The following is a 19492-nucleotide window of genomic DNA, read 5'->3' on the forward strand; positions in this document are numbered from 1 at the left end:
TTCCTTGTCGCGGACAGTTCGCTCCGCAAGGCGGGTCAAGGCGCCGTCAGCCGCAGATGGCCTTCAACGCCTGCCATTCCGCATCGCTCAGCACTGGCTGCTCTGCCGCCCCGCCCGCGCCCCGCGCCGCCTCGGCCCGGTTGCCGCTTGCCGGATGGGTCGACAATATCTCCGGCACATCCGCGCCCATCCCCTCAATCCGTTCAAAGAACGCTGCCAACCCCTCGGTCCCGATCCCCGTCCGCTGCAACAGCGCAAAGGCAAAGGCATCCGCCGCCGCCTCGGCCTCGCGGGTGTAGGAAGCGCTCAGCATGTGATCGCCCAGCAGGCCGATCACCGTGCCCCCCGTCACATCCCCCAGCACCAGCGCCAAGATACCCGCCGATCCGGCCTGCCGGAACGCCAGCCGCGTGGGATCGCGCGCTTCCACATGGCCGATCTCATGCGCCAGCACGCCCGCCACTTCCTCGGCCGTTTCCGCCTCGTCCAGCAGCCCCCGGATGATGACAACCTGCCCCCCCGGTGCCGCAAAGGCGTTCAGCATCTCATGGTCGAACACGCGCAATTCGATGTCGTAGCGCAGCCCCTGCCCCTCGGTCAGCCGCCGCTCCATCTTCTCCAGCGCGGCCAGCCCCTCCGGCGCGGAACAGGCCAACGGCTCATCCCCGCCCAGAAACCCCTCGATCTGCCCGATCACCGCCTGCCCAAAGGCAACCTCCTGCTCGAGCGGCAACTGATCGGCCAGCCGGTCGGATATGCGCGGCAAAAACAGGAACAGGATCGCCGCCAGCGCCACCACCGCCAGACCGACGCGCACCGCGATCTTTATGCCCGTGCCCTGCTTCAGATCCCGCCGCGCCAGATGCGGCGCGCGCGCCCGCACCCATTCCGCCAGCGCGCCATCCGCCAACACCAGCCGCGCCGGATCATGCGGCAACTCATCGCCACCCTCCACCAGCAGCGCCAGAACCAGCCCCTCGCCCTCGATCTGCCGCAGCCTGTCCATCGGCCAGACCTGCCCGCCAAACCGCAAGGCCCGCCCGTCCGGCGCCACCTCGACCATCACCGCCTGCCGTCGCGCGCTTTGGCCGTCAAACCAGACCGCGTTCTCCGGCCCCGGTCCCATCAGAACGCCCCGCCCATATCCAGCGCATCAGCCAGACCCTCGGCATCCGCCCCGCCATCGCCCATCCTCTGCCGCACCAGATCCAGCGCCGCCACCCCCGTCACCGTCACGCTTTGGGCAAAATGCGCCAGAATCGGCTGGCTGATGAACACCAGCGACAGCGCGCCGAACACCGTCAGCACCAGCAGATACAGCACCACCCCCAGCACGGCGAATTCCAGCTGCACGAACTCGCTCGCCTCTTCGATCCCCACCATCATCGCCCCCAGCGGCGCAAAGATCACCGCCGACGCGAACCCGCCCAGCAGACCCACGATCAACACACCCTTGATATAGGTCCACACCACTGCCCCCGCCCGCGGCGCGGCGCGAAAGCCAAGGCCCCCCTCCATCACCTTATGCGACATCAGGTATCCAAAGGCCCGCACGCGATACAGGATCAGACCCACCAGACCCCAGATCACGCCTAGCACGCCCAAAAGCCCGGCCATCCAACTTTCGTTCAGCGCCCCAAAGATGAACGCCGCTACGATCATCCCCATGCCGACGATCACGTGAAAATAAGCCCGGTACAGCCCCGTCCACACGCCCCCCTGCCGGAACCGCGCGGAGCCATACCATGTCCGGTCGGTCATGTAGGCTTCCAGCCGGAACGTCATCAGCGGCCACAACAGCCCCAGCGACACCACCGTCAACACCAGATAGCCCAGCGCGCGGATCACATAGCCGCCTGCCGCATTCTCCATCGTGAAACGAATGCCCCGCAGCCGCGTCCGCGCCAGCTTGTATCGACGCGACCGATAGGCCGCAAAAATCATCAGGGGCAGCACGGCAAGGAAAGACAGCGCAATCGAAATGCCCTGCGCAATCTCCTCGACCTCGGACTGCGGGTCGAACACGAACCGGATACCGACCGAGAACAGGATCAACTGCACAATCGCCAGATAGACGGCCAGCACCACCACCGCCATCAGGAACCCCAGAAACATCTCAAGGCCCGTTCCGGTGAACTCCAGCGCGTCATCGCCCACGCGCATCTTGGCCCAGACATGCCGCCGAATGCGCGCCTTGCCCCAGAACCGGTAAATCCCCAGCGTCACCAGTCCCAGCACACCCGTGCCCAGCGCCAGCGGAAACAGCTTCGCCGCATCCCCCCGATATTGCACCTGCACATCCGTTACAGCGGGGTGATCCATCGCAACCGTCCTGAAAATTCACTCAGTTAAATCTGTTATCCCTCGGGAAACCCCGCGGTGCCATCTTGCCCGCCCCCGCCCGCGGCCCGGCCCATTCGGCCAGATCCGCCTCGGTCCGCGTCCGCCCGGCCGGGTCTTTCCACGTCAGCCCCTCGGCCAGCGTGAAGGTCGTCGCATCCGACAACCCGCCGTCCTTGTATTTCTGCAACCGCACGCCCTTGCCCTTGGCCATCTCGGGCAGTTCCGCCAGCGGGAAGACCAGCAACTTGCGGTTATCCCCCACCACGGCAACCGTATCCCCGGCCACCCGGCGGCACAGCGCGGTCTTCACACCATCGCGCACGGTCAGCACCTGCTTGCCCGCCCGCGTTTGCGCCAGCACCTCTTCCGATGGCACCACGAACCCATCACCCGCCGTCGATGCCACCAGCAGCTTCTCGCCCGCGCGATAGATCATCAACTCAATGATCTCTGCCTCGTTCGGCAGATCGACCATCAGCCGCACGGGTTCGCCCATCCCCCGCCCACCGGGCAGGTTCGCGCCCAACAGCGTGTAGAACCGCCCGTTCGACCCGACGAGCAAGATCTTGTCCGTCGTTTCGGCATGGAACAGGAACCGTCCTTCATCCCCGTCCTTGAACTTCACGTCCGTGTCCAGCGCGACCTGCCCCTTCATCGCGCGGATCCAGCCCATCTTGGAACAGATAACGGTGATCGGTTCCCGCTCGATCATCGCCTCGAACGGCACCTCTTCCACATCGCCCATCTCGGCAAATGCCGTGCGCCGCGCGCCACCCTTGCTGTCCTTGCCGAACTGCTTGCGGATCGCCTCAAGCTCCACGCCCACCTGCTTCCACTGGCGGCGGTCGCTTTCCAGCAGGTCCGCCAGATCGGCCCGCTCCTTCATCAGCGCGTCGCGCTCGCGGATCAGCTCTATCTCTTCCAGTCGCCGCAAAGACCGCAGCCGCATGTTCAGGATGGCTTCCGCCTGCACCTCGGTCAGCTCTCCCTCACCGTCCGGGGGGCCGACATAATCCTTCTCCGACATGGCGCGTTTGTGGTCTTTCGACCAATCCTCGGCCATCAACGCGCGCTTGGGATCGTCGTCATAACGGATGATGTCGATCACCCGGTCGAGGTTGAGGAAAGCAATGATAAAGCCTTCCAACACCTCAAGCCGGTGGTCGATCTTCTCCATCCGGTGCAGCGACCGGCGCTGCAACACGTCGCGGCGATGGTCAAGGAACGCCCGCAGCACCTCTTTCAGGCTGCACACCTTCGGCACCTTACCATCAATCAGCACGTTCATGTTCAGGCTGAAGCGAATCTCCAGATCGCTGTTCTTGAACAGCATCCCCATCAGCATGTCGGGTTCCACCGTCCGCGTGCGCGGCTCCAGCACGATCCGCACATCATCGGCGCTTTCGTCCCGCACATCGGCGAGGATCGGGATCTTCTTGGTCTGGATCAGTTCCGCCAGCTTTTCGATCAGCTTGGATTTCTGCACCTGATACGGGATCTCGGTCACAACGATCTGCCACATCCCGCGGCCCAGATCTTCCACCTCCCATTTCGCGCGCAGCCGGAACGACCCCCGCCCCGTGCGATAAGCGTCCAGGATATTTGCCCGCGGCTCCACCAGAACCCCGCCCGTCGGGAAATCCGGTCCCGGCACAAAGGCCACCAACTCGTCGTCACTGATCCCCGGATTGCCCAGCATCGCATGGCAGGCCCCGATCAACTCATCCAGGTTATGCGGCGGAATGTTCGTGGCCATCCCCACCGCGATGCCGGACGATCCATTGGCCAGCAGGTTGGGAAACGCCGCCGGCATCACCACCGGCTCTTCCAGCGTGCCGTCATAGTTCGGGCGGAAGTCCACGGCGTTCTCGGCCAGCCCTTCCATCAGCGTCTCGGCAATCGCCGTCAGCCGTGCTTCGGTATAGCGGCTGGCGGCCGGGTTATCCCCGTCGATATTGCCGAAATTCCCTTGCCCATCGACCAGCGGATAACGAACGTTGAAATCCTGCGCCAACCGCGCCATCGCGTCATAGATCGCAGCATCGCCATGCGGGTGATAGTTCCCCATCACATCGCCGCTGATCTTGGCCGATTTGCGGAATCCCCCCGTCGCCGTCAGCCGCAATTCCCGCATCGCATACAGAATCCGCCGATGCACCGGCTTCAACCCATCCCGCGCATCGGGCAGCGCCCGATGCATGATGGTGGACAGCGCATAGGTCAAATACCGCTCGCCGATCGCACGGCTCAACGGTTCAGACAGCTCGATAGGCTCGATTTTGGGGTTCACAGGCGTGTCAGACATGGATGTTGTGTAATTCGCCGCGCGCCATCGGTCCAGCCGAAACCACCGCCGAATCCACCATTGGCCCCACCCCGATCAGACAATGGTCGAACGTGCAAATTTTCACACCGACTCAACCACAAGCCATGCTATGGCACAGGTCATTCCAGCGTATGAGTCGGGCATTAACCATGTTTCGCTACCTCGTTTTCTTCGGCGCCACCTTTTACCTCGCCCTTCTGATCGGCGGTGAAGATCGCGGCCAGCAGCGCATGGGTCTGCAAGGGGCCTATGACGTGGCCCTCGCCCCCGCCCTGCCCGCGCCGCAATCGGAAACCGAAACGCAAACCGCCGCCGCCCCGGCCGACACGCTGCGCATCCTGCCCGCGCCGGAACAGGCCACGATCCAACCCGCCAGCCTGACCAGCGCGGAACCGGAACCCGCCTTCAACGATTTCAACAACCCGACTGTCACCCTGCGCTACATCACGGCCGAAGCCGCCAATGTCCGCGACGCTGCCAGCCGCACCGGATCGGTGATCGACCGTGTCGAACGCGGCGAGATTGTTCAGGTCGTCGAAGAGATCGGCGATTGGGTCCATATCCGCATCGAAGGCGATGGCATTGATGGCTTCGTCCACCGCCGCCTGATCTCGTCCGATGCGCCCTCGCTCTCCACCCTGTCGCTCGGGCCGTCCAGCGACTGACCACCCCGCCATTGCCAAATCGCCCAAGCTGCCGCTAAATCCATGACAAAGCAGCAGAACAAAAATCAGGCGGCAGGCACATGCGTTCCATCCTCATCACCGGATGCTCCTCGGGCATCGGCTACGACGCCGCGCATGCCCTCAAGGCGCGTGGCTGGCGCGTCTTTGCCACCTGCCGCCAACAGGGCGATTGTGACCGGCTGATCAGCGAAGGGCTGGAAAGCTTCCCCCTTGACCACGCCAGCGAAGCCAGCATCGAATCCGCCGTGACCGAGGTGTTGAACCGCACCGATGGCAAACTTGACGCCCTGTTCAACAATGGTGCCTTCGCCTGCCCCGGCGCAGTCGAAGACCTGCCCCGGGGCGCGCTGCGGGAAATCTTTGAAACCAACTTCTTTGGCTATCACGACCTGACCCGCCGCCTGATCCCCACCTTCCGCGCCCAAGGGCATGGCCGTATCGTCAACTGCTCCTCCGTCCTCGGCCTTGTGGGGGCGAAATGGCGGGGGGCCTATGTCTCCACCAAATTCGCGCTGGAAGGGCTGTCCGATGTCCTGCGCCTTGAAATGCAAGGCACGGGGATCGACGTCATCCTCATCGAACCCGGCCCCATCGGCACCCGCATCCGCGAAAACGCCATCCCGCACTTTGAGAAATGGATCGATTGGGAAAACTCCGCCCGGCGCGACGAATACAGCACCCTCCTCGACCGGCTCTACAAACCCGATGCGCGGAAAGACCGCTGGGAACTCCCCGCCGCCGCCGTCACGGCCAAGCTGATCCACGCCGTCGAATCCCCCCGCCCCCGCGCGCGCTACTACGTCACCACCCCCACCCACATTGCGGGTTTCTTCAAACGCATCCTGCCCACCCGCCTGCTCGACCGCGTCATCGCCAAAGGCTGACCCCACGAACCACCCAGTCGCGGCAAATTCCCCGTCCCGGCAAATTGCCCTTTGGCTTTTCCGCCATTCACCCCTAGATCACCCGCAGCGCATCAGGGGGAACCGCCATGCTGTCAGACCCGCTCTTCATCGTCGCCGCGATTGCCGCCCTTGCGGTGCTGGCCATCCTGATGATCGGCATCGGCGGCTTTGCCAAAGGCGGCGACTTCAACCGCAAACACGCCAACCGCATCATGCGTTATCGCATCATCGCGCAGGCCGTGGCCGTGGCCCTGATCGTCGCTTTCGCCTATCTGCAATCCAAGAGGTAACCGATGGTCGTCCTGTCCAAGATCTACACCAAGACCGGCGACGCCGGCGAAACCGCGCTCGGCAACGGGGCCCGCGTGGCCAAACATGCCACCCGCGTCTCGGCCTATGGCACCGTGGATGAAACCAACGCCACCGTCGGCCTTGCCCGCCTTCATGCCGATACCGACATGGACGCCGCCCTCGCCCGCATCTCGAACGACCTGTTCGATCTCGGCGCCGATCTCTGCACCCCCGACATGCATCTTGACGAAACCCTCCCCTACACCCCCCTGCGGATGCAAGAGGCGCAAGTCATCCGGCTAGAGCGGGAAATCGACGTGATGAACGCCAAACTGCAACCGCTGCGGTCTTTCATTCTGCCCGGCGGCTCGCCGCTGGCCACCTACCTGCACCTTTGCCGCACCGTCTGCCGCCGCGCCGAACGCCTGACCGTGGAACTTGCCACCATGGAATCGGTTAACCCCGAGTCGGTGAAATACCTCAACCGCCTCTCCGACTGGTTCTTCGTGGCAGGCCGCATCGCCAACAACGACGGCAAGGATGATGTCCTCTGGGTGCCGGGACTGACCCGCGAAGGCTGACCCGCCGGGAAAACGCGACGTCCCGACGCGCTTTGCTGTCGTATTTGATCTGTTGCAACCCGGTCGGACGGTCTAGTTACCCTATCGAGAGCTTGGGATAAGGTCCGCGCCGCCGGGCCTGCAAAAGGAGATACGCGATGAAGGTCCTCGTGCCCGTCAAACGTGTGATCGACTACAACGTGAAAGTCCGCGTCAAGGCGGATGGATCGGGCGTCGATCTCGCCAACGTCAAGATGTCGATGAACCCCTTCGACGAAATCGCCGTCGAAGAGGCGATCCGTCTAAAGGAAAAGGGCATTGCGACCGAAATCATCGTCGTCTCCATCGGCGTGAAGCAGGCGCAGGAAACGCTCCGCACCGCGCTCGCCATGGGTGCCGACCGCGCCATCCTGATCGAGGCCACCGATAACGTCCACACCGACATCGAACCCCTCGCCGTCGCCAAACTGCTGGCCGGCGTGGTCAAGGAAGAAGGCCCCGGCCTCGTCCTCTGCGGCAAGCAGGCGATCGACAATGACATGAACGCCACCGGCCAGATGCTGTCGGCCCTGCTGGGCTGGTCGCAGGCGACCTTCGCCTCCGAACTCGCCATCGAAGGCGACACCGCCACCGTCACGCGCGAAGTCGACGGCGGCCTCCAGACCATCGCGGTCAAGATGCCCGCCATCGTGACCGTCGACCTGCGCCTGAACGAGCCGCGCTATGCCTCGCTGCCCAATATCATGAAGGCCAAGGCCAAGCCGCTCGCCGCCAAGACGCCCGCTGATTACGGCGTCGACGTGGCCCCGCGCCTGTCGGTCGTGAAAACCGTGGAACCCGCAGGCCGCAAGGCCGGCGTCAAGGTCGGCTCCATTCAGGAACTGATCGCGAAACTCAAAGACGAAGCAGGGGTGATCTGATGGCCGTTCTTCTTCTCGCCGATGTGAATGACGGGCAGCTCGCCACCGATGCCGTGGCAAAGACCCTCTCCGCCGTGGCGTCGCTGGGCGACGTGCATCTCCTGATCGCAGGCACCTCCGCCGCAGCAGCGGCCGAGGCCGCCAAGCTCGCAGGTGTGGCCAAGGTTCTTCACGCAGATGACGCCGCCTTCGATCATGGCATGGCCGAATCCACCGCCGCCCTGATCGCGGGTCTGGCGGGCGGCTACAGCCACATCGCCGCCGCCGCCACCGCGTTTTCCAAGAATGTGCTGCCCCGCGTGGCCGCCCTTCTCGACGTGATGGTGATCTCCGACGTGACCGCCGTCATCGACGCCGACACGTTCGAACGCCCGATCTACGCCGGCAACGCCATCCAGACCGTGAAATCGGCGGATGCGAAAAAGGTGTTCACCGTCCGCACGGCCTCTTTCGCCGCTGTCGGCAACACCGGCGCGGCAGCCGTCGAAAAGATCGCCGCCAGCGCCGATGCCTCGCTGTCGAAATGGGTTGAAGACAAGGTCGCCGCCTCTGACCGCCCGGAACTCACCTCCGCAGGCATCGTCGTCTCTGGTGGCCGTGGCGTCGGGTCCCAAGCCGATTTCGCCCTGATCGAACAACTGGCCGACAAGCTGGGTGCCGCCGTCGGTGCCTCGCGCGCGGCGGTCGACTCGGGCTACGCTCCGAACGATTGGCAGGTCGGCCAAACCGGCAAGGTCGTCGCCCCCACGCTCTACGTGGCCGTCGGCATCTCGGGTGCGATCCAGCATCTGGCCGGGATGAAGGACTCCAAGGTCATCGTCGCCATCAACAAAGACGAAGAGGCCCCGATCTTCCAGGTCGCCGATTACGGCCTCGTGGCCGACCTCTTCACCGCCGTGCCGGAAATGATCGAAAAGCTCTGATCCCGCCGCAGGCCGGATCGGAACAGGGGCGCGGGTGCAAACCCGCGCCCCTTTTGCATCACACCATCCCGCGCAGCACCGGCAACAGGGCCGCCGCCACATCCTCATGCGCCACCACACCCGGCAGGCCCCGCGCCGCAGGCTCGGCCAAGGCCGGAAACACCATCCCCTCCAGCCCCTTCCACCGCGTTGCCACACTGGGCGTCACGGTCACCAGCGCATCCGCCCGCTCCATCGCCGCCTCCAACATCGCCGCATCCACCAGCAGCGGCTCTCCCATCGGCACATCGCGGCGCGGGCCGGGGGCCTGATCGGCCATCCACAGCAGCACCGTCTTTCCCCGCATCCCTGCCAGCAATGCCCCCATCCGCGCGCCCCAGGCCGCCCGCAACTCATCCGCCACCAGCGCAAACCGCTCTGGCCCCGCCTCGAACAGTGACCGCAGCATATGGCGGGTAAAGCTGAAATCCGTGAAATCCACCCCGCGATAGATCGCCTGCAACAAGGGCGACGCCCGCAGGAACCGGTCATTGCGCCGTTGATGTACCGTATACAGCCGGTTCGTCAGATCCGCCGCGCCGGGCACCTGCACCACTGTCACAACCGCCCGCGACACGATCTCCATCACCGCCGGATCGTTCAGCCATGCATCCGGCCCCGCATTGGGGCAGCCCAGATTGACCACCGGCAGATCAAGCCCCGCCTCCAGCAGCGCGGGATAGGGCTGCGGGATATAGCGGCCATAAGCCTCGATCCCGCCCAGAACCACCGCATAGCGCCCGCCCAGATCGCGCCGCGGCCCGCGAAACAGCAACCGCGACCGCCCATACCGGCACGGCATATAATCCAGCGACCCGTCGCCGGGATAAACATAGGCCATCGCCCACACCCCCAAGTTTTCACAACACCCAGGGCAAAGCCTGCCGGGCAGAGATGAACAAAGGGCTAAAGTCGCAATTCGAACCAATCTTTCCGCAACACTCCCTGCCCACCCCATCTTGCGCCCACGGCCCCCACACGCCTAAGGTCGCCGCGGACAGAAGGAGCACGAAAATGGCAGAGATCCGCACCGTCGGCATCGTGGGCGCAGGTCAGATGGGCAATGGCATCGCCCATGTCTTCGCCCTTGCTGGCTATGACGTGCTGCTCAATGACATCGCGCAGGACAGCCTCGACAAGGCTGTCGCGCTCATCGACCGCAACATCGAACGGCAAGTCAGCCGGGGCAAAGTCAGCGCCGAGGATAAGGCCGCCGCGATGGCCCGCATCCGGACCACGCTCAAACTCGCCGATCTCGGCCCCTCTGACCTTATCATCGAAGCCGCCACCGAACGCGAAACCGTCAAGCAGGCGATATTCGAGGATCTGCTGCCCCACCTGAAGCCCTCCACGATCCTCACCTCCAACACCTCGTCCATCTCCATCACGCGCCTTGCCAGCCGCACCGACCGGCCGGAAAAATTCATGGGCTTCCACTTCATGAACCCCGTCCCAGTGATGCAACTGGTGGAACTGATCCGCGGCATCGCCACCGATCAGGACACTTGGGACAGCCTCCACGCCGTTGTTCGCAAACTGGGCAAGACCGCCGCCAGCGCTGAAGACTTCCCCGCTTTCATCGTCAACCGCATCCTGATGCCCATGATCAACGAAGCGGTCTATACGCTCTACGAAGGCGTAGGCTCGGTCAAATCCATCGACGAATCTCTCAAACTCGGCGCGAACCACCCGATGGGCCCGCTGGAACTGGCCGATTTCATCGGGCTGGACACCTGCCTTGCCATCATGAACGTGCTGCATGACGGTCTGGCCGACACCAAATACCGCCCCTGCCCTCTGCTGACAAAGTATGTGGAGGCGGGGTGGCTCGGCCGCAAAACCCAGCGCGGCTTCTACGACTATCGCGGCGAAACCCCGGTTCCGACACGCTAAGAAGCGGAAACTGACGCAGTTTCCGCGCCGATTTCTGACGCAGAAATCGGTGCCAAACTTCGTGATTTCGGAATTTGTGTCAAATTCCGCAGCGATTTCTGCGCCAGAAATCGCCCCAAAGGCCCCTGATTTTTCGCAGAAAAATCGTTGGGGCCAGACGTCGCCCCCCTCACAGGCCCCACGATTTTCCTGCGAAAAATCAGGGCCTGTGCCTCATTTCTTCAAACTCAACGTATGCTCGCGCAGCCACGCCAGAAACCCCCGCGGGTTCCCTTCCCACTTCTTCAACTCCTCCGCCGGGATCGGCGCACCGATCACGGGGCGCGTCGGCTTGAACAGGCAGCGCTTGATCTCATACAGCAGCAGCCCCTGCCGGACCGTGTCGCTGATCTTGTTGGCGATCAGAAAGGCGCGTGAATTCTGGCCGGGGAAATACACCGGCAGGATCGTCGCGCCCGAGGATTTCACGATCTTATGGGTAAAGACGTTCCACTCGCTCTCCACCGCAGGGCCCCACCAGCCCTCGGACATCGCCACCTTGCCGGCCGGGAACAGGATGATCACGCCCCCCGCCTTCAGATGCTTCATCGTCTCGTCCCGCATCTGCAGGCCCAATTCGCGCGCATTGTCCTCATGCGGAAAGGGCACCGGGATCATGAACTGTTCCACTTCCGGAATCCCCGTCAGCAGCGACCGCGTCAGGATCTTGAAATCCGACCGCACCCGCGTGACCAATTCCGCCAGAACCATCCCATCCACCAATCCCGACGGGTGGTTCGACACCACCACCAGCGGCCCGGTCTTCGGGATCAGCGCAATCTCCTCGGGCGGCGTCTGGATGGTGATCCCCATCTGACGGATCGCCTTGGGCCAGAACGGTGCGCCCACCGGCGCCCCCGTCCGCTCGAAATCCCGGATCAGTTTCAGCAGCGTAACCTTCGCCGTCAGCCATTCCAGAACCCGGATCGTGTTCGCCTTGACCGGGTTCTTGAACGTTCCGGCATAGGACAGACGGCGCATGTCATAGGGGCGTTCCGCCCGCTCCACCCTGCGGCGGGCAAGTTCCTCTTCGCTCACCTCAAGGCTGCGGAGATCTTCGCTCTGCGACGTCTCGGTCACGGCGGCTTTGCCTTTCGCGTCTGACGCGCCTCAGTAGTCCTCGCCGAAGCGGTTTGCAACCAGCGCCTCCAGCGCATCGGCAAGCTTCTCCGCTTCCGCCCCCTGCGTCGCCACCTCGATGGCCGTGCCGCGCGATGCGGCCAACATCAGCAGACCCATGATCGAATCCCCCGAAACGGTCATCCCGTCCTTGGTCACCCGCGCCTGTGCCTCGTGGCTTTCCACCACTTCCACAAACTTGGCCGAGGCCCGCGCATGCAGGCCCTTCTCATTGATGATCCGCAATACCCGTCCCGTCATGTTCCCCAGCTCACGCCCCGCCGCCAAGGTCCAGACTGTTGATATACTTGCGCCCCGCGTCAAGCGCCGCCGCCACCGCCTCGGTCACCGTCAGCTCGCGCGATTTGGCCAGCTTGATCAGCATGGGCAGGTTCGCGCCATAGACGATGCGCCGATCCTGCCCGCTGCACGCCATCAGCGACAGGTTCGAAGGCGATCCACCGAACATGTCGGTCACCACCACCACGCCCGCGCCGGTATCCACTGAATCCGCCGCCGCGCAGATTTCCGCCTGCTTGGCGCTGCGGTCATGGTCATCTTCGATGGCGATGGCCCGCATCGCATCTTGCTTGCCCACGACATGCTCCACCGCCGACAGGTATTCCCGCGCCAGCCCGCCATGTGCAACGATCACGATACCGATCACGCGCCTGTCACCCCAGTAGCCAAGGGCGGCTGCGATGCCGCCCTGCGTTCCAGTTCCCGGTGACGTTTTGACACCGGCCAGCCCGCCTCTGCAAGCGCTTTGGCCAGTATTTCTGCAACTGCAACACTGCGATGCTGCCCGCCGGTGCAGCCAAAGCCGATGGCCAGATGCGCCTTGCCTTCCTCCACCATAGCCGGAAGCAGAAAGGTGATCAGATCGCTCAACCGTCCGTAGAATTCCGCAAAGCGCGCATCGCCGCGGATATAGGCCTCCACCGCTTCATCGCGCCCGTCCAGATCGCGCAAGGCCTGTTCCCAATAGGGATTCCGCAGAAACCGGCAATCGAACACCATATCCACACCGCGCGGCATCCCGCGCTTAAAGCTGAAGCTTTGCAACGATACCGCCAGCCGCTCGCCGACCCGTGGATCGAACCACTGCGCCAGTTCCGCCTTCAGGTCATGCGGGCTCATCTCACTGGTGTCGATCAGATGATCCGCCCGCGCCCGGATCGGCGCCAAGAGATCAATCTCGCGCGCCACCCCTTCGGCAGGCGTTTCCGCCGGGGCCAGCGGATGGCGCCGCCGCGTCTGGCTGTAGCGCTGGATCAGCACGGATGCCGCGCAATCCACATAGATCATTTCCAGCGTCACCCGCGGATCCCGCGTCAGCGCATCAATCAACTCGATCAGCGCCGCCACGTTGAAATCGCGGTTGCGCACATCCAGGCCCAGCGCGATGGGCCGCCCCAGCGGCGCCCCCTCAATCAGCCGCGGCACAAGGCTCAGCGGCAGATTGTCGATCACCTCATAACCCAGATCTTCCAGCGCATCGATCGCGGTTGACCGTCCGGCCCCCGAAGGCCCGGTCACCAGCACCAGCCGATGCTCCTGCATCGGCACCGATCCTTGTGCGTTTGGTACATCCGTCACGGGCACGTCCGTCATTCCCTGCGTCCTGCACTGACATAGAGCAGCAGCGAAGCCGGGAAATGGGGCGTTTGGCTTCCCAGCACAAGGTCCACGCTCCGCCCAAGATAGGAAACCTCACGTCGCGGCGGCAGGCGCATCGTTTCCCCCTGCCCCAGATCGACTGCCAGCACCACTTCGGCCCCCTCAACGGGATCGGCATTCAGCAGACCCACTCCCCGTGCCTCGATCATTCCCCGGATCGTCGGCGGGCACGCGGCCCAAAGCGCCCCATCGCGCAGCGAAAGCGCCACCTGATCATCCGCCACCAGCCGCGCGCCCAGCGCCATAAGCTGCAAGGCCAGCGCCGACTTGCCCGCCCCCGATGGCCCGATGATCAGAATGCCCCGCCCCTCGACCGCCACGCAGGTCGCGTGCAGCAGCAGGCCGTTGCCGGTCACACCGGCAGACCCACCACAAACCGCGCGCCCAGCGGATCAGAGGTCACATCCGCATGGGTCGGGCGGATGTTCTCGGCCCAGATCACGCCGCCATGCGCCTCGACGATCTGCTTGGAAATCGCCAGCCCCAGCCCCGAATGTTCACCGAACTGAACCTGCGGACGTTCCGAATAGAACCGCTTGAACACCTTGGTCAGCGCCTGTTCCGGAATCCCCGGCCCAGTATCCTCGACCACGATCAGCACCCGGTTCTCACGCCGCCGCGCCCAGACGCGCACCGCATCGCCATCTTCGCAAAAGCTGATCGCATTGGTGATCAGGTTCACAAAAACCTGCGCCAGCCGCGCCTCCAGCCCCCGGATCATGATCGGATCGCCGGGGAAATCGGTGATGAACTCGACACCCTTCTCATTGGCCTGCTGGCCCAGATACTCCGCGATGTTGGAAAGGGTGCGGACAAGGTTGAACTCCTCCTCCTCCTCCTTCACCAATTCGCTGTCCAGCCGCGACGCGTTGGAAATGTCGCTCACCAGACGGTCCAGCCGCCGCACGTCATGCTCGATCACGTCCAGCAGCTTGTTCTTCTGGTCGTCCCGCTTGGCCAGCCGCATCGTGCCGACGGCAGACCTCAGGCTGGCAAGGGGGTTCTTGATCTCATGCGCCACATCCGCCGCGAACTGCTCATTCGCGTCGATCCGGTCATAGAGCGCCGCCACCATGCCCCGCATCGCCACCGACAGCCGCCCGATCTCATCGGGTCGCGCCGCCAGATCGGGGATCCGCACGCGCCCGGGTGCCATCTTGCGTGCATCCCTGTCGCGCCCCAACTCCGCCGCCGCCGCAAGGTCAGACAGCGGATTGGCAATCGTCGATGCCAACACAAGGCTCAGGCCAAAGGACACCATCAGCGACGCGATGAAGATCAGCAAAACCTGTTCCCGCTCGCCGCGCACCAGCACATCAATCCCGGCCTGATCGCCGCTCAGCGCGACAACGGCCAGAACCTGCCCGTTCACCGTCACCGGTTGCGCCACGGCAAACAGCCGCCCGCCATCCGGCGCGCGCCCGTCGATCCGCACGCCCTCGCCCTTCAGCGCGGCAGGCAGCAACGTCTGCACCAGCGCAAACCCGTCCGTCGCTGCGGCATCCGGCTCGGCCCCTGACACAAGGCTCCGCACCCCGTTCCAGGCCCCGGTCAGCGTATCGACGATCGGCGTCGGCCGCGTCACGATCGCCGGGCGATCCGCGCCCATCCGCCGCGCTGCCAGCGTGCCATCCGCCGCCACCGCAAAGGCCTCAACCCCCGGCGGCACCTGCACGCTTTCCAGCACTCGCGCCAGCCGCGCCGCATCCATCGGCCCCGGCGCCTCGGCGGCCACGGCCTCGAACACGTCCGACACCAGCGCCGCCTCGTTCACCAGCGCCTCACCGCGCAGGCCCACCAGCGTATCGCGGAACGGGTTCAGAAACAGCACCCCCCCTGCCAGCACCAGCAGCGCCAGCAGGTTGAACAGGATGATCTTCCGCGCCAGCGGCGACCGGTTCAACGACACCAGCCCCCGCCTGTCACGGCTTGCGCGCAAGGCAGGATCGACCAGCCCCTCACCCGAGGTCCAGTCTTCCCCAAGGATCACCTCGCCCGAACGGGCCGGGCGGCCATCCTTTCCAATGCGCGGTGCTGCGGTCATTTACTCTTCGTTATAGCGATAGCCGATTCCATATAACGTCTCGATGGCCGAAAAGTTGTCGTCCACCGCCCGCATTTTTTTCCGAAGCCGCTTGATATGGCTGTCGATGGTGCGGTCGTCCACATAGACCTGGTCGTCATAGGCCACGTCCATCAGCTGATCCCGGCTCTTCACGAAACCGGGCCGCTGGGCCAGCGCCTGCAACAGCATGAACTCCGTCACCGTCAGCGCCACATCATTGCCCTTCCAGGTCACGGAATGGCGCAGCGGGTCCATGCGCAGGTTGCCCCGCTCCATGATCTTGGTCTCTTCCGTCACCGCCACTTCGCCACTGGCAATCGCATCCTGCCGGCGCAGCAGCGCCCGGATGCGCTCCACCAGCAGGCGCTGGCTGAACGGCTTCTTCACATAGTCATCCGCGCCCATGCGCAGACCCAGAACCTCGTCGATCTCGTCATCCTTGGATGTCAAAAAGATCACCGGCATGCTGGTTTTCTGCCGCAGCCGCTGCAACAGGTCCATCCCGTCCATCCGCGGCATCTTGATATCGAGAACCGCCATGTCCGGCAGCCGACGGTTAAAGGCGTCCAGCGCCGATTGCCCGTCATTATAAGTTTCTACTTCAAAGCCCTCGGCTTCCAAGGTCATTGCGACGGATGTCAGGATATTCCTGTCATCGTCGACAAGCGCGATCCTTGCCATATCGATTTCCCTACTCTGCCCGTGTGTCATTGATTTTTTGTTTTGTGGGGCATGATCATTTTTCCATCGCAGGGAATCAACCGATATGTGCGAATCACGTCATCTGTGGGGCGCAACCGTCGCGGAAAACCCACAGAAATGGCCAAATTGCCGCACATTCCCGTCCTGCGGGCAGGATTGTATCCACTGGTTGCGCCAAACTCGCAATGGTTGCGCTAACTGTGCGAAAGCGTCCTGTTCCATGCGGCAAACGACGTGTTATAGCAATTTTATGTCGCGGCCGATTTGGCCCGGACGTCGGCATCTGCCCCTTGGCCCGGGCAGGACTTCACTGGAATGGACATGGTCGGTGCGATCCCGGCCACAGGAGCTTGCAGGATGACGAACGGACGCGTGAACCCCGCGCAGGAATTGGCACATCAAGGCATCACCGGCCTCGGGAACGTCTATTACAACTTCCCCGAACCAGCCCTTGTCGAAGCTGCGGTCACCCGGGGCGAAGGCAGGCTTGGCATCGGCGGTGCCTTCCTCTGCTCCACCGGTCAGTTCACCGGCCGCTCCCCCAAGGACAAGCATGTCGTCCGCACCCCGTCGGTGGAAAAGACGATCTGGTGGGAAAACAACGCCGCCATGCCGCCCGAAGGCTTTGATCGCCTCCATGCCGACATGCTGGCCCATATGCAGGGCCGCGATTACTTCGTTCAGGATCTCTACGCCGGGGCCGACCCCGTCCATCGCCTCGATGTGCGCGTCGTCACCGAACTGGCTTGGCACGGCCTTTTCATCCGCCACGTCCTGCGCCGCCCCGCCCGGGCCGAGCTTGACAGCTTCGTCCCCGAATGGACCATCATCAACTGCCCCAGCTTCAAGGCCGACCCGGCCCGCCACGGCTGCCGCAGCGAAACCGTCATCGCCTTCCACTTCGACAAGAAGCTGATCCTGATCGCCAACACGGCCTATGCGGGCGAAAACAAGAAATCCGTCTTCACCCTGCTCAACTACCTGCTGCCCGAAAAAGGCGTGATGCCGATGCACTGCTCGGCCAACCACGCCATCGGCAACCCGGTCGACACGGCGGTCTTCTTTGGCCTCTCCGGCACGGGCAAGACCACGCTTTCCGCATCGCCCGATCGCACCCTGATCGGCGACGATGAACACGGCTGGTCCGACCGCGGCTCCTTCAATTTTGAGGGCGGCTGCTACGCCAAGACCATCAACCTCGACCCCGAGGCAGAGCCCGAAATCTACGCCACCACCCACCGCTTCGCGACTGTGGTGGAAAACATGGTCTATGATCCCGAAACGCTGGAACTTGATTTCAACGATGACAGCCTGACCGCCAACACGCGCTGCGCCTATCCGTTGGACTATATCTCCAACGCCTCCAGCACCGGCCTTGGCGGGCACCCCAAGAACATCATCATGCTCACCTGCGATGCCTTCGGCGTCCTGCCGCCCATCTCGCGGCTGACGCCCGCGCAGGCCATGTATCACTTCCTGTCCGGCTTCACCGCCAAGGTGGCTGGCACCGAACGCGGCGTCACCGAACCGCAGCCCACCTTCTCCACCTGCTTCGGCGCGCCCTTCATGCCCCGCCGGCCCGAGGTCTATGGCAAGCTTCTGCAAGCCAAGATCGCCAAGCACGGCGCAACCTGCTGGCTGGTCAACACCGGCTGGACCGGCGGCGCCTTCGGCACGGGCAAGCGGATGCCGATCAAGGCCACCCGCGCGCTGCTCTCAGCCGCACTCGATGGCTCCCTCGGCACCGTGGAATTCCGCCGCGACCCGAATTTCGGGTTCGAGGTGCCGGTCGCCGTGCCGGGCGTGGACACCGCCCTTCTCGACCCGCGCAACACCTGGGCCGACAAAGCCGCCTATGACGCGCAGGCCGCGAAACTGGTGGACATGTTCTCCAAGAACTTCGCCCAATACGTCCCGTTCATCGACGATGACGTAAAGGCCGCCGCCATCGGCTGATCGCAAAAGGCCGGGACATTTTCTGAAACTGTCCCGGCCCCTATCCTTCGCAGAAGGATCCAGAATTTTCGCAGAAAATTCGCCCCTTCACATCACCGCCTGCCGCACCAGGTTCAACCCGGTCAGCACAAGCAACCCCTGCGTCCAGCGCCGGAATTGCGCCTGATCCAGCCGGTCCTGCACGCGATAGCCGATGAACATTCCCACCATCGCAGGCACCACCAACGCGGCCGAAAACCCAAGGCTCGCCGCATCGGCCACCCCGGTCCGCAGATGCGCCGCCAGCAGGGCCACCGCCCCGATCAGAAACACCACCCCCTGCACCCGCACCGTCTCCTGCTTGCCCGCCCCGGTCGACAGCAGATAGACCAGCAGAGGCGGCCCCCAGATGCCCGAAATTCCCCCGAACATCCCGCCCAGAACCCCCAGCCCCCATTCCGCCCGCGCCCTGTGCCGGATGGGCAGCGCCAAAGGCACCCCCGCCAGTTGCAACCCTGCAAAGGCTGTCACCGGCACCCCCAGGATCAACAGATATGCCGTGCGCGGGATCACCGTCAGCAGCGGCGCTGACAGGATGATGAACACCACCGTCCCGATCAGAAACCGCCGATAGGCGATCACCGACTCCCACGCCGCAGGCAAACCCTGCCGCGTCGACTGGCTCAGATTGGTGATCAGCGTCGGCAATATCAGCCCCGCCACCGCAAGTTCCGGCGGCAGGAACCCGTTAAAGGCCGAAATCATGATCAGCGGCATGGCAAAGCCCACCGCCCCCTTCACGAACCCGGCAAACAGCGTCACCGCCATCGCCGCCCAGAATGCCGCAGGCTCCAGCCCCGCCATCGCCACGTCCATTCCAGCCCCCCGCGCCCTGTCGGCTGCGACCATGCCGCCCCGGCTTGGCAAAGCCAAGGGCCGACTCACCCCTCAAAGCCCAATCCCAAACGTGGTTAACCGCCCAACCACCGTGCGCTGCGTGCATACGCCCGTCTGCACAGGCATCTGCACCGGCAGCTGCACCGCAATCCGGCCCATTAATACAGCG

General features: G+C 64.0%; 20 protein-coding genes. 8 read left to right on the forward strand and 12 right to left on the reverse strand.

Annotated features, from left to right (window positions below):
• Positions 1-46 precede the first annotated feature (46 nt).
• The 3 genes from RSE12_19630 to RSE12_19640 are packed head-to-tail and all read right to left on the reverse strand — an operon-like array spanning position 47 to position 4648.
• Positions 47-1126 (reverse strand): M48 family metallopeptidase, encoded by a 1080-nt coding sequence (locus RSE12_19630; GenBank protein WRH62541.1) that lies wholly within the window; start codon positions 1124-1126, stop codon positions 47-49.
• Positions 1126-2322, reverse strand: a complete 1197-nt coding sequence (locus RSE12_19635; GenBank protein ID WRH62542.1) for a DUF898 family protein — start codon at positions 2320-2322, stop codon at positions 1126-1128. Before RSE12_19635 ends, RSE12_19630 begins: the two co-directional genes overlap by 1 nt.
• Before the next feature lie 22 nt (positions 2323-2344).
• On the reverse strand, positions 2345-4648 hold the full coding sequence (locus RSE12_19640; GenBank protein ID WRH62543.1) for a DNA topoisomerase IV subunit A: 2304 nt from the start codon (positions 4646-4648) through the stop codon (positions 2345-2347).
• A 170-nt stretch (positions 4649-4818) separates the two neighbouring features.
• Here RSE12_19640 and RSE12_19645 point away from each other — a divergent pair, with 170 nt between their 5' ends.
• From RSE12_19645 to RSE12_19670, 6 genes are all read left to right on the forward strand, one after another.
• On the forward strand, positions 4819-5334 hold the full coding sequence (locus tag RSE12_19645; GenBank protein ID WRH62544.1) for an SH3 domain-containing protein: 516 nt from the start codon (positions 4819-4821) through the stop codon (positions 5332-5334).
• A gap of 80 nt (positions 5335-5414) precedes the next feature.
• Positions 5415-6239 (forward strand): SDR family oxidoreductase, encoded by an 825-nt coding sequence (locus RSE12_19650; protein ID WRH62545.1) that lies wholly within the window; start codon positions 5415-5417, stop codon positions 6237-6239.
• Positions 6240-6346: 107 nt separating this feature from the next.
• A complete protein-coding gene (locus RSE12_19655) occupies positions 6347-6550 on the forward strand; it encodes a twin transmembrane helix small protein (GenBank protein WRH62546.1) in 204 nt (67 codons plus the stop codon).
• Positions 6551-6553: 3 nt separating this feature from the next.
• Positions 6554-7132, forward strand: coding sequence for a cob(I)yrinic acid a,c-diamide adenosyltransferase (locus RSE12_19660; protein WRH62547.1), 579 nt, complete (start codon positions 6554-6556; stop codon positions 7130-7132).
• Positions 7133-7269: 137 nt separating this feature from the next.
• Positions 7270-8031 (forward strand): electron transfer flavoprotein subunit beta/FixA family protein, encoded by a 762-nt coding sequence (locus RSE12_19665; GenBank protein ID WRH62548.1) that lies wholly within the window; start codon positions 7270-7272, stop codon positions 8029-8031.
• On the forward strand, positions 8031-8954 hold the full coding sequence (locus RSE12_19670) for an FAD-binding protein (GenBank protein WRH62549.1): 924 nt from the start codon (positions 8031-8033) through the stop codon (positions 8952-8954). Before RSE12_19665 ends, RSE12_19670 begins: the two co-directional genes overlap by 1 nt.
• Before the next feature lie 58 nt (positions 8955-9012).
• Here the strand turns inward: RSE12_19670 and RSE12_19675 are convergent, their stop codons facing one another.
• On the reverse strand, positions 9013-9834 hold the full coding sequence (locus tag RSE12_19675; protein WRH62550.1) for a DUF6473 family protein: 822 nt from the start codon (positions 9832-9834) through the stop codon (positions 9013-9015).
• A 173-nt stretch (positions 9835-10007) separates the two neighbouring features.
• On the opposite strand from RSE12_19675, the gene RSE12_19680 reads away from it, so the two are divergent.
• The gene (locus tag RSE12_19680) at positions 10008-10886 is read left to right on the forward strand and encodes a 3-hydroxybutyryl-CoA dehydrogenase (GenBank protein ID WRH62551.1); all 879 of its coding nucleotides are present in this window, start codon (positions 10008-10010) and stop codon (positions 10884-10886) included.
• A gap of 213 nt (positions 10887-11099) precedes the next feature.
• On the opposite strand, the gene RSE12_19685 is transcribed toward RSE12_19680, so the two are convergent.
• From RSE12_19685 to RSE12_19715, 7 genes are read right to left on the reverse strand one after another with little or no spacing between them, the layout of a single operon-like run.
• Entirely contained in the window at positions 11100-12005 is a 906-nt protein-coding gene (locus RSE12_19685) for a lysophospholipid acyltransferase family protein (protein WRH62552.1), read from the reverse strand.
• A 30-nt stretch (positions 12006-12035) separates the two neighbouring features.
• The gene (locus tag RSE12_19690; GenBank protein WRH62553.1) at positions 12036-12305 is read right to left on the reverse strand and encodes an HPr family phosphocarrier protein; all 270 of its coding nucleotides are present in this window, start codon (positions 12303-12305) and stop codon (positions 12036-12038) included.
• Between the two features lie 10 nt (positions 12306-12315).
• The gene (locus RSE12_19695) at positions 12316-12711 is read right to left on the reverse strand and encodes a PTS fructose transporter subunit IIA (GenBank protein ID WRH62554.1); all 396 of its coding nucleotides are present in this window, start codon (positions 12709-12711) and stop codon (positions 12316-12318) included.
• Entirely contained in the window at positions 12708-13607 is a 900-nt protein-coding gene (gene rapZ, locus RSE12_19700; protein ID WRH64876.1) for an RNase adapter RapZ, read from the reverse strand. Before rapZ ends, RSE12_19695 begins: the two co-directional genes overlap by 4 nt.
• 47 nt (positions 13608-13654) lie before the next feature.
• Positions 13655-14080, reverse strand: a complete 426-nt coding sequence (locus RSE12_19705) for an HPr kinase/phosphatase C-terminal domain-containing protein (GenBank protein WRH62555.1) — start codon at positions 14078-14080, stop codon at positions 13655-13657.
• The gene (locus RSE12_19710) at positions 14077-15768 is read right to left on the reverse strand and encodes a sensor N-terminal transmembrane domain-containing protein (GenBank protein ID WRH62556.1); all 1692 of its coding nucleotides are present in this window, start codon (positions 15766-15768) and stop codon (positions 14077-14079) included. The genes RSE12_19705 and RSE12_19710 overlap by 4 nt, the downstream gene beginning before the upstream one ends.
• On the reverse strand, positions 15769-16470 hold the full coding sequence (locus RSE12_19715; protein ID WRH62557.1) for a response regulator transcription factor: 702 nt from the start codon (positions 16468-16470) through the stop codon (positions 15769-15771).
• Between the two features lie 378 nt (positions 16471-16848).
• Between RSE12_19715 and RSE12_19720 the strand changes: the two genes are divergently transcribed.
• Positions 16849-18447: a phosphoenolpyruvate carboxykinase gene (locus tag RSE12_19720; protein ID WRH62558.1), complete on the forward strand. Its 1599-nt coding sequence runs from the start codon at positions 16849-16851 to the stop codon at positions 18445-18447.
• Between the two features lie 87 nt (positions 18448-18534).
• On the opposite strand, the gene RSE12_19725 is transcribed toward RSE12_19720, so the two are convergent.
• The gene (locus RSE12_19725) at positions 18535-19335 is read right to left on the reverse strand and encodes a sulfite exporter TauE/SafE family protein (GenBank protein WRH62559.1); all 801 of its coding nucleotides are present in this window, start codon (positions 19333-19335) and stop codon (positions 18535-18537) included.
• Positions 19336-19492: the final 157 nt, after the last annotated feature.

Source organism: Fuscovulum sp. (genome assembly GCA_035192965.1).
In the GTDB taxonomy this organism is placed as follows: Bacteria; Pseudomonadota; Alphaproteobacteria; order Rhodobacterales; family Rhodobacteraceae; genus Paragemmobacter.

Coding starts and splice junctions, on each gene's coding strand:
- RSE12_19725 (WRH62559.1), bottom strand. CDS start 19,335: ATGGTCGCAGCCGACAGGGCGCGGGGGGCTGGAATGGACGTGGCGATG.
- RSE12_19690 (WRH62553.1), bottom strand. CDS start 12,305: ATGACGGGACGGGTATTGCGGATCATCAATGAGAAGGGCCTGCATGCG.
- RSE12_19680 (WRH62551.1), top strand. CDS start 10,008: ATGGCAGAGATCCGCACCGTCGGCATCGTGGGCGCAGGTCAGATGGGC.
- RSE12_19645 (WRH62544.1), top strand. CDS start 4,819: ATGTTTCGCTACCTCGTTTTCTTCGGCGCCACCTTTTACCTCGCCCTT.
- RSE12_19630 (WRH62541.1), bottom strand. CDS start 1,126: ATGGGACCGGGGCCGGAGAACGCGGTCTGGTTTGACGGCCAAAGCGCG.
- RSE12_19655 (WRH62546.1), top strand. CDS start 6,347: ATGCTGTCAGACCCGCTCTTCATCGTCGCCGCGATTGCCGCCCTTGCG.
- RSE12_19675 (WRH62550.1), bottom strand. CDS start 9,834: ATGGCCTATGTTTATCCCGGCGACGGGTCGCTGGATTATATGCCGTGC.
- RSE12_19650 (WRH62545.1), top strand. CDS start 5,415: ATGCGTTCCATCCTCATCACCGGATGCTCCTCGGGCATCGGCTACGAC.
- RSE12_19635 (WRH62542.1), bottom strand. CDS start 2,322: ATGGATCACCCCGCTGTAACGGATGTGCAGGTGCAATATCGGGGGGAT.
- RSE12_19720 (WRH62558.1), top strand. CDS start 16,849: ATGACGAACGGACGCGTGAACCCCGCGCAGGAATTGGCACATCAAGGC.
- RSE12_19640 (WRH62543.1), bottom strand. CDS start 4,648: ATGTCTGACACGCCTGTGAACCCCAAAATCGAGCCTATCGAGCTGTCT.
- RSE12_19665 (WRH62548.1), top strand. CDS start 7,270: ATGAAGGTCCTCGTGCCCGTCAAACGTGTGATCGACTACAACGTGAAA.
- RSE12_19670 (WRH62549.1), top strand. CDS start 8,031: ATGGCCGTTCTTCTTCTCGCCGATGTGAATGACGGGCAGCTCGCCACC.
- RSE12_19710 (WRH62556.1), bottom strand. CDS start 15,768: ATGACCGCAGCACCGCGCATTGGAAAGGATGGCCGCCCGGCCCGTTCG.
- rapZ (WRH64876.1), bottom strand. CDS start 13,607: ATGCAGGAGCATCGGCTGGTGCTGGTGACCGGGCCTTCGGGGGCCGGA.
- RSE12_19715 (WRH62557.1), bottom strand. CDS start 16,470: ATGGCAAGGATCGCGCTTGTCGACGATGACAGGAATATCCTGACATCC.
- RSE12_19660 (WRH62547.1), top strand. CDS start 6,554: ATGGTCGTCCTGTCCAAGATCTACACCAAGACCGGCGACGCCGGCGAA.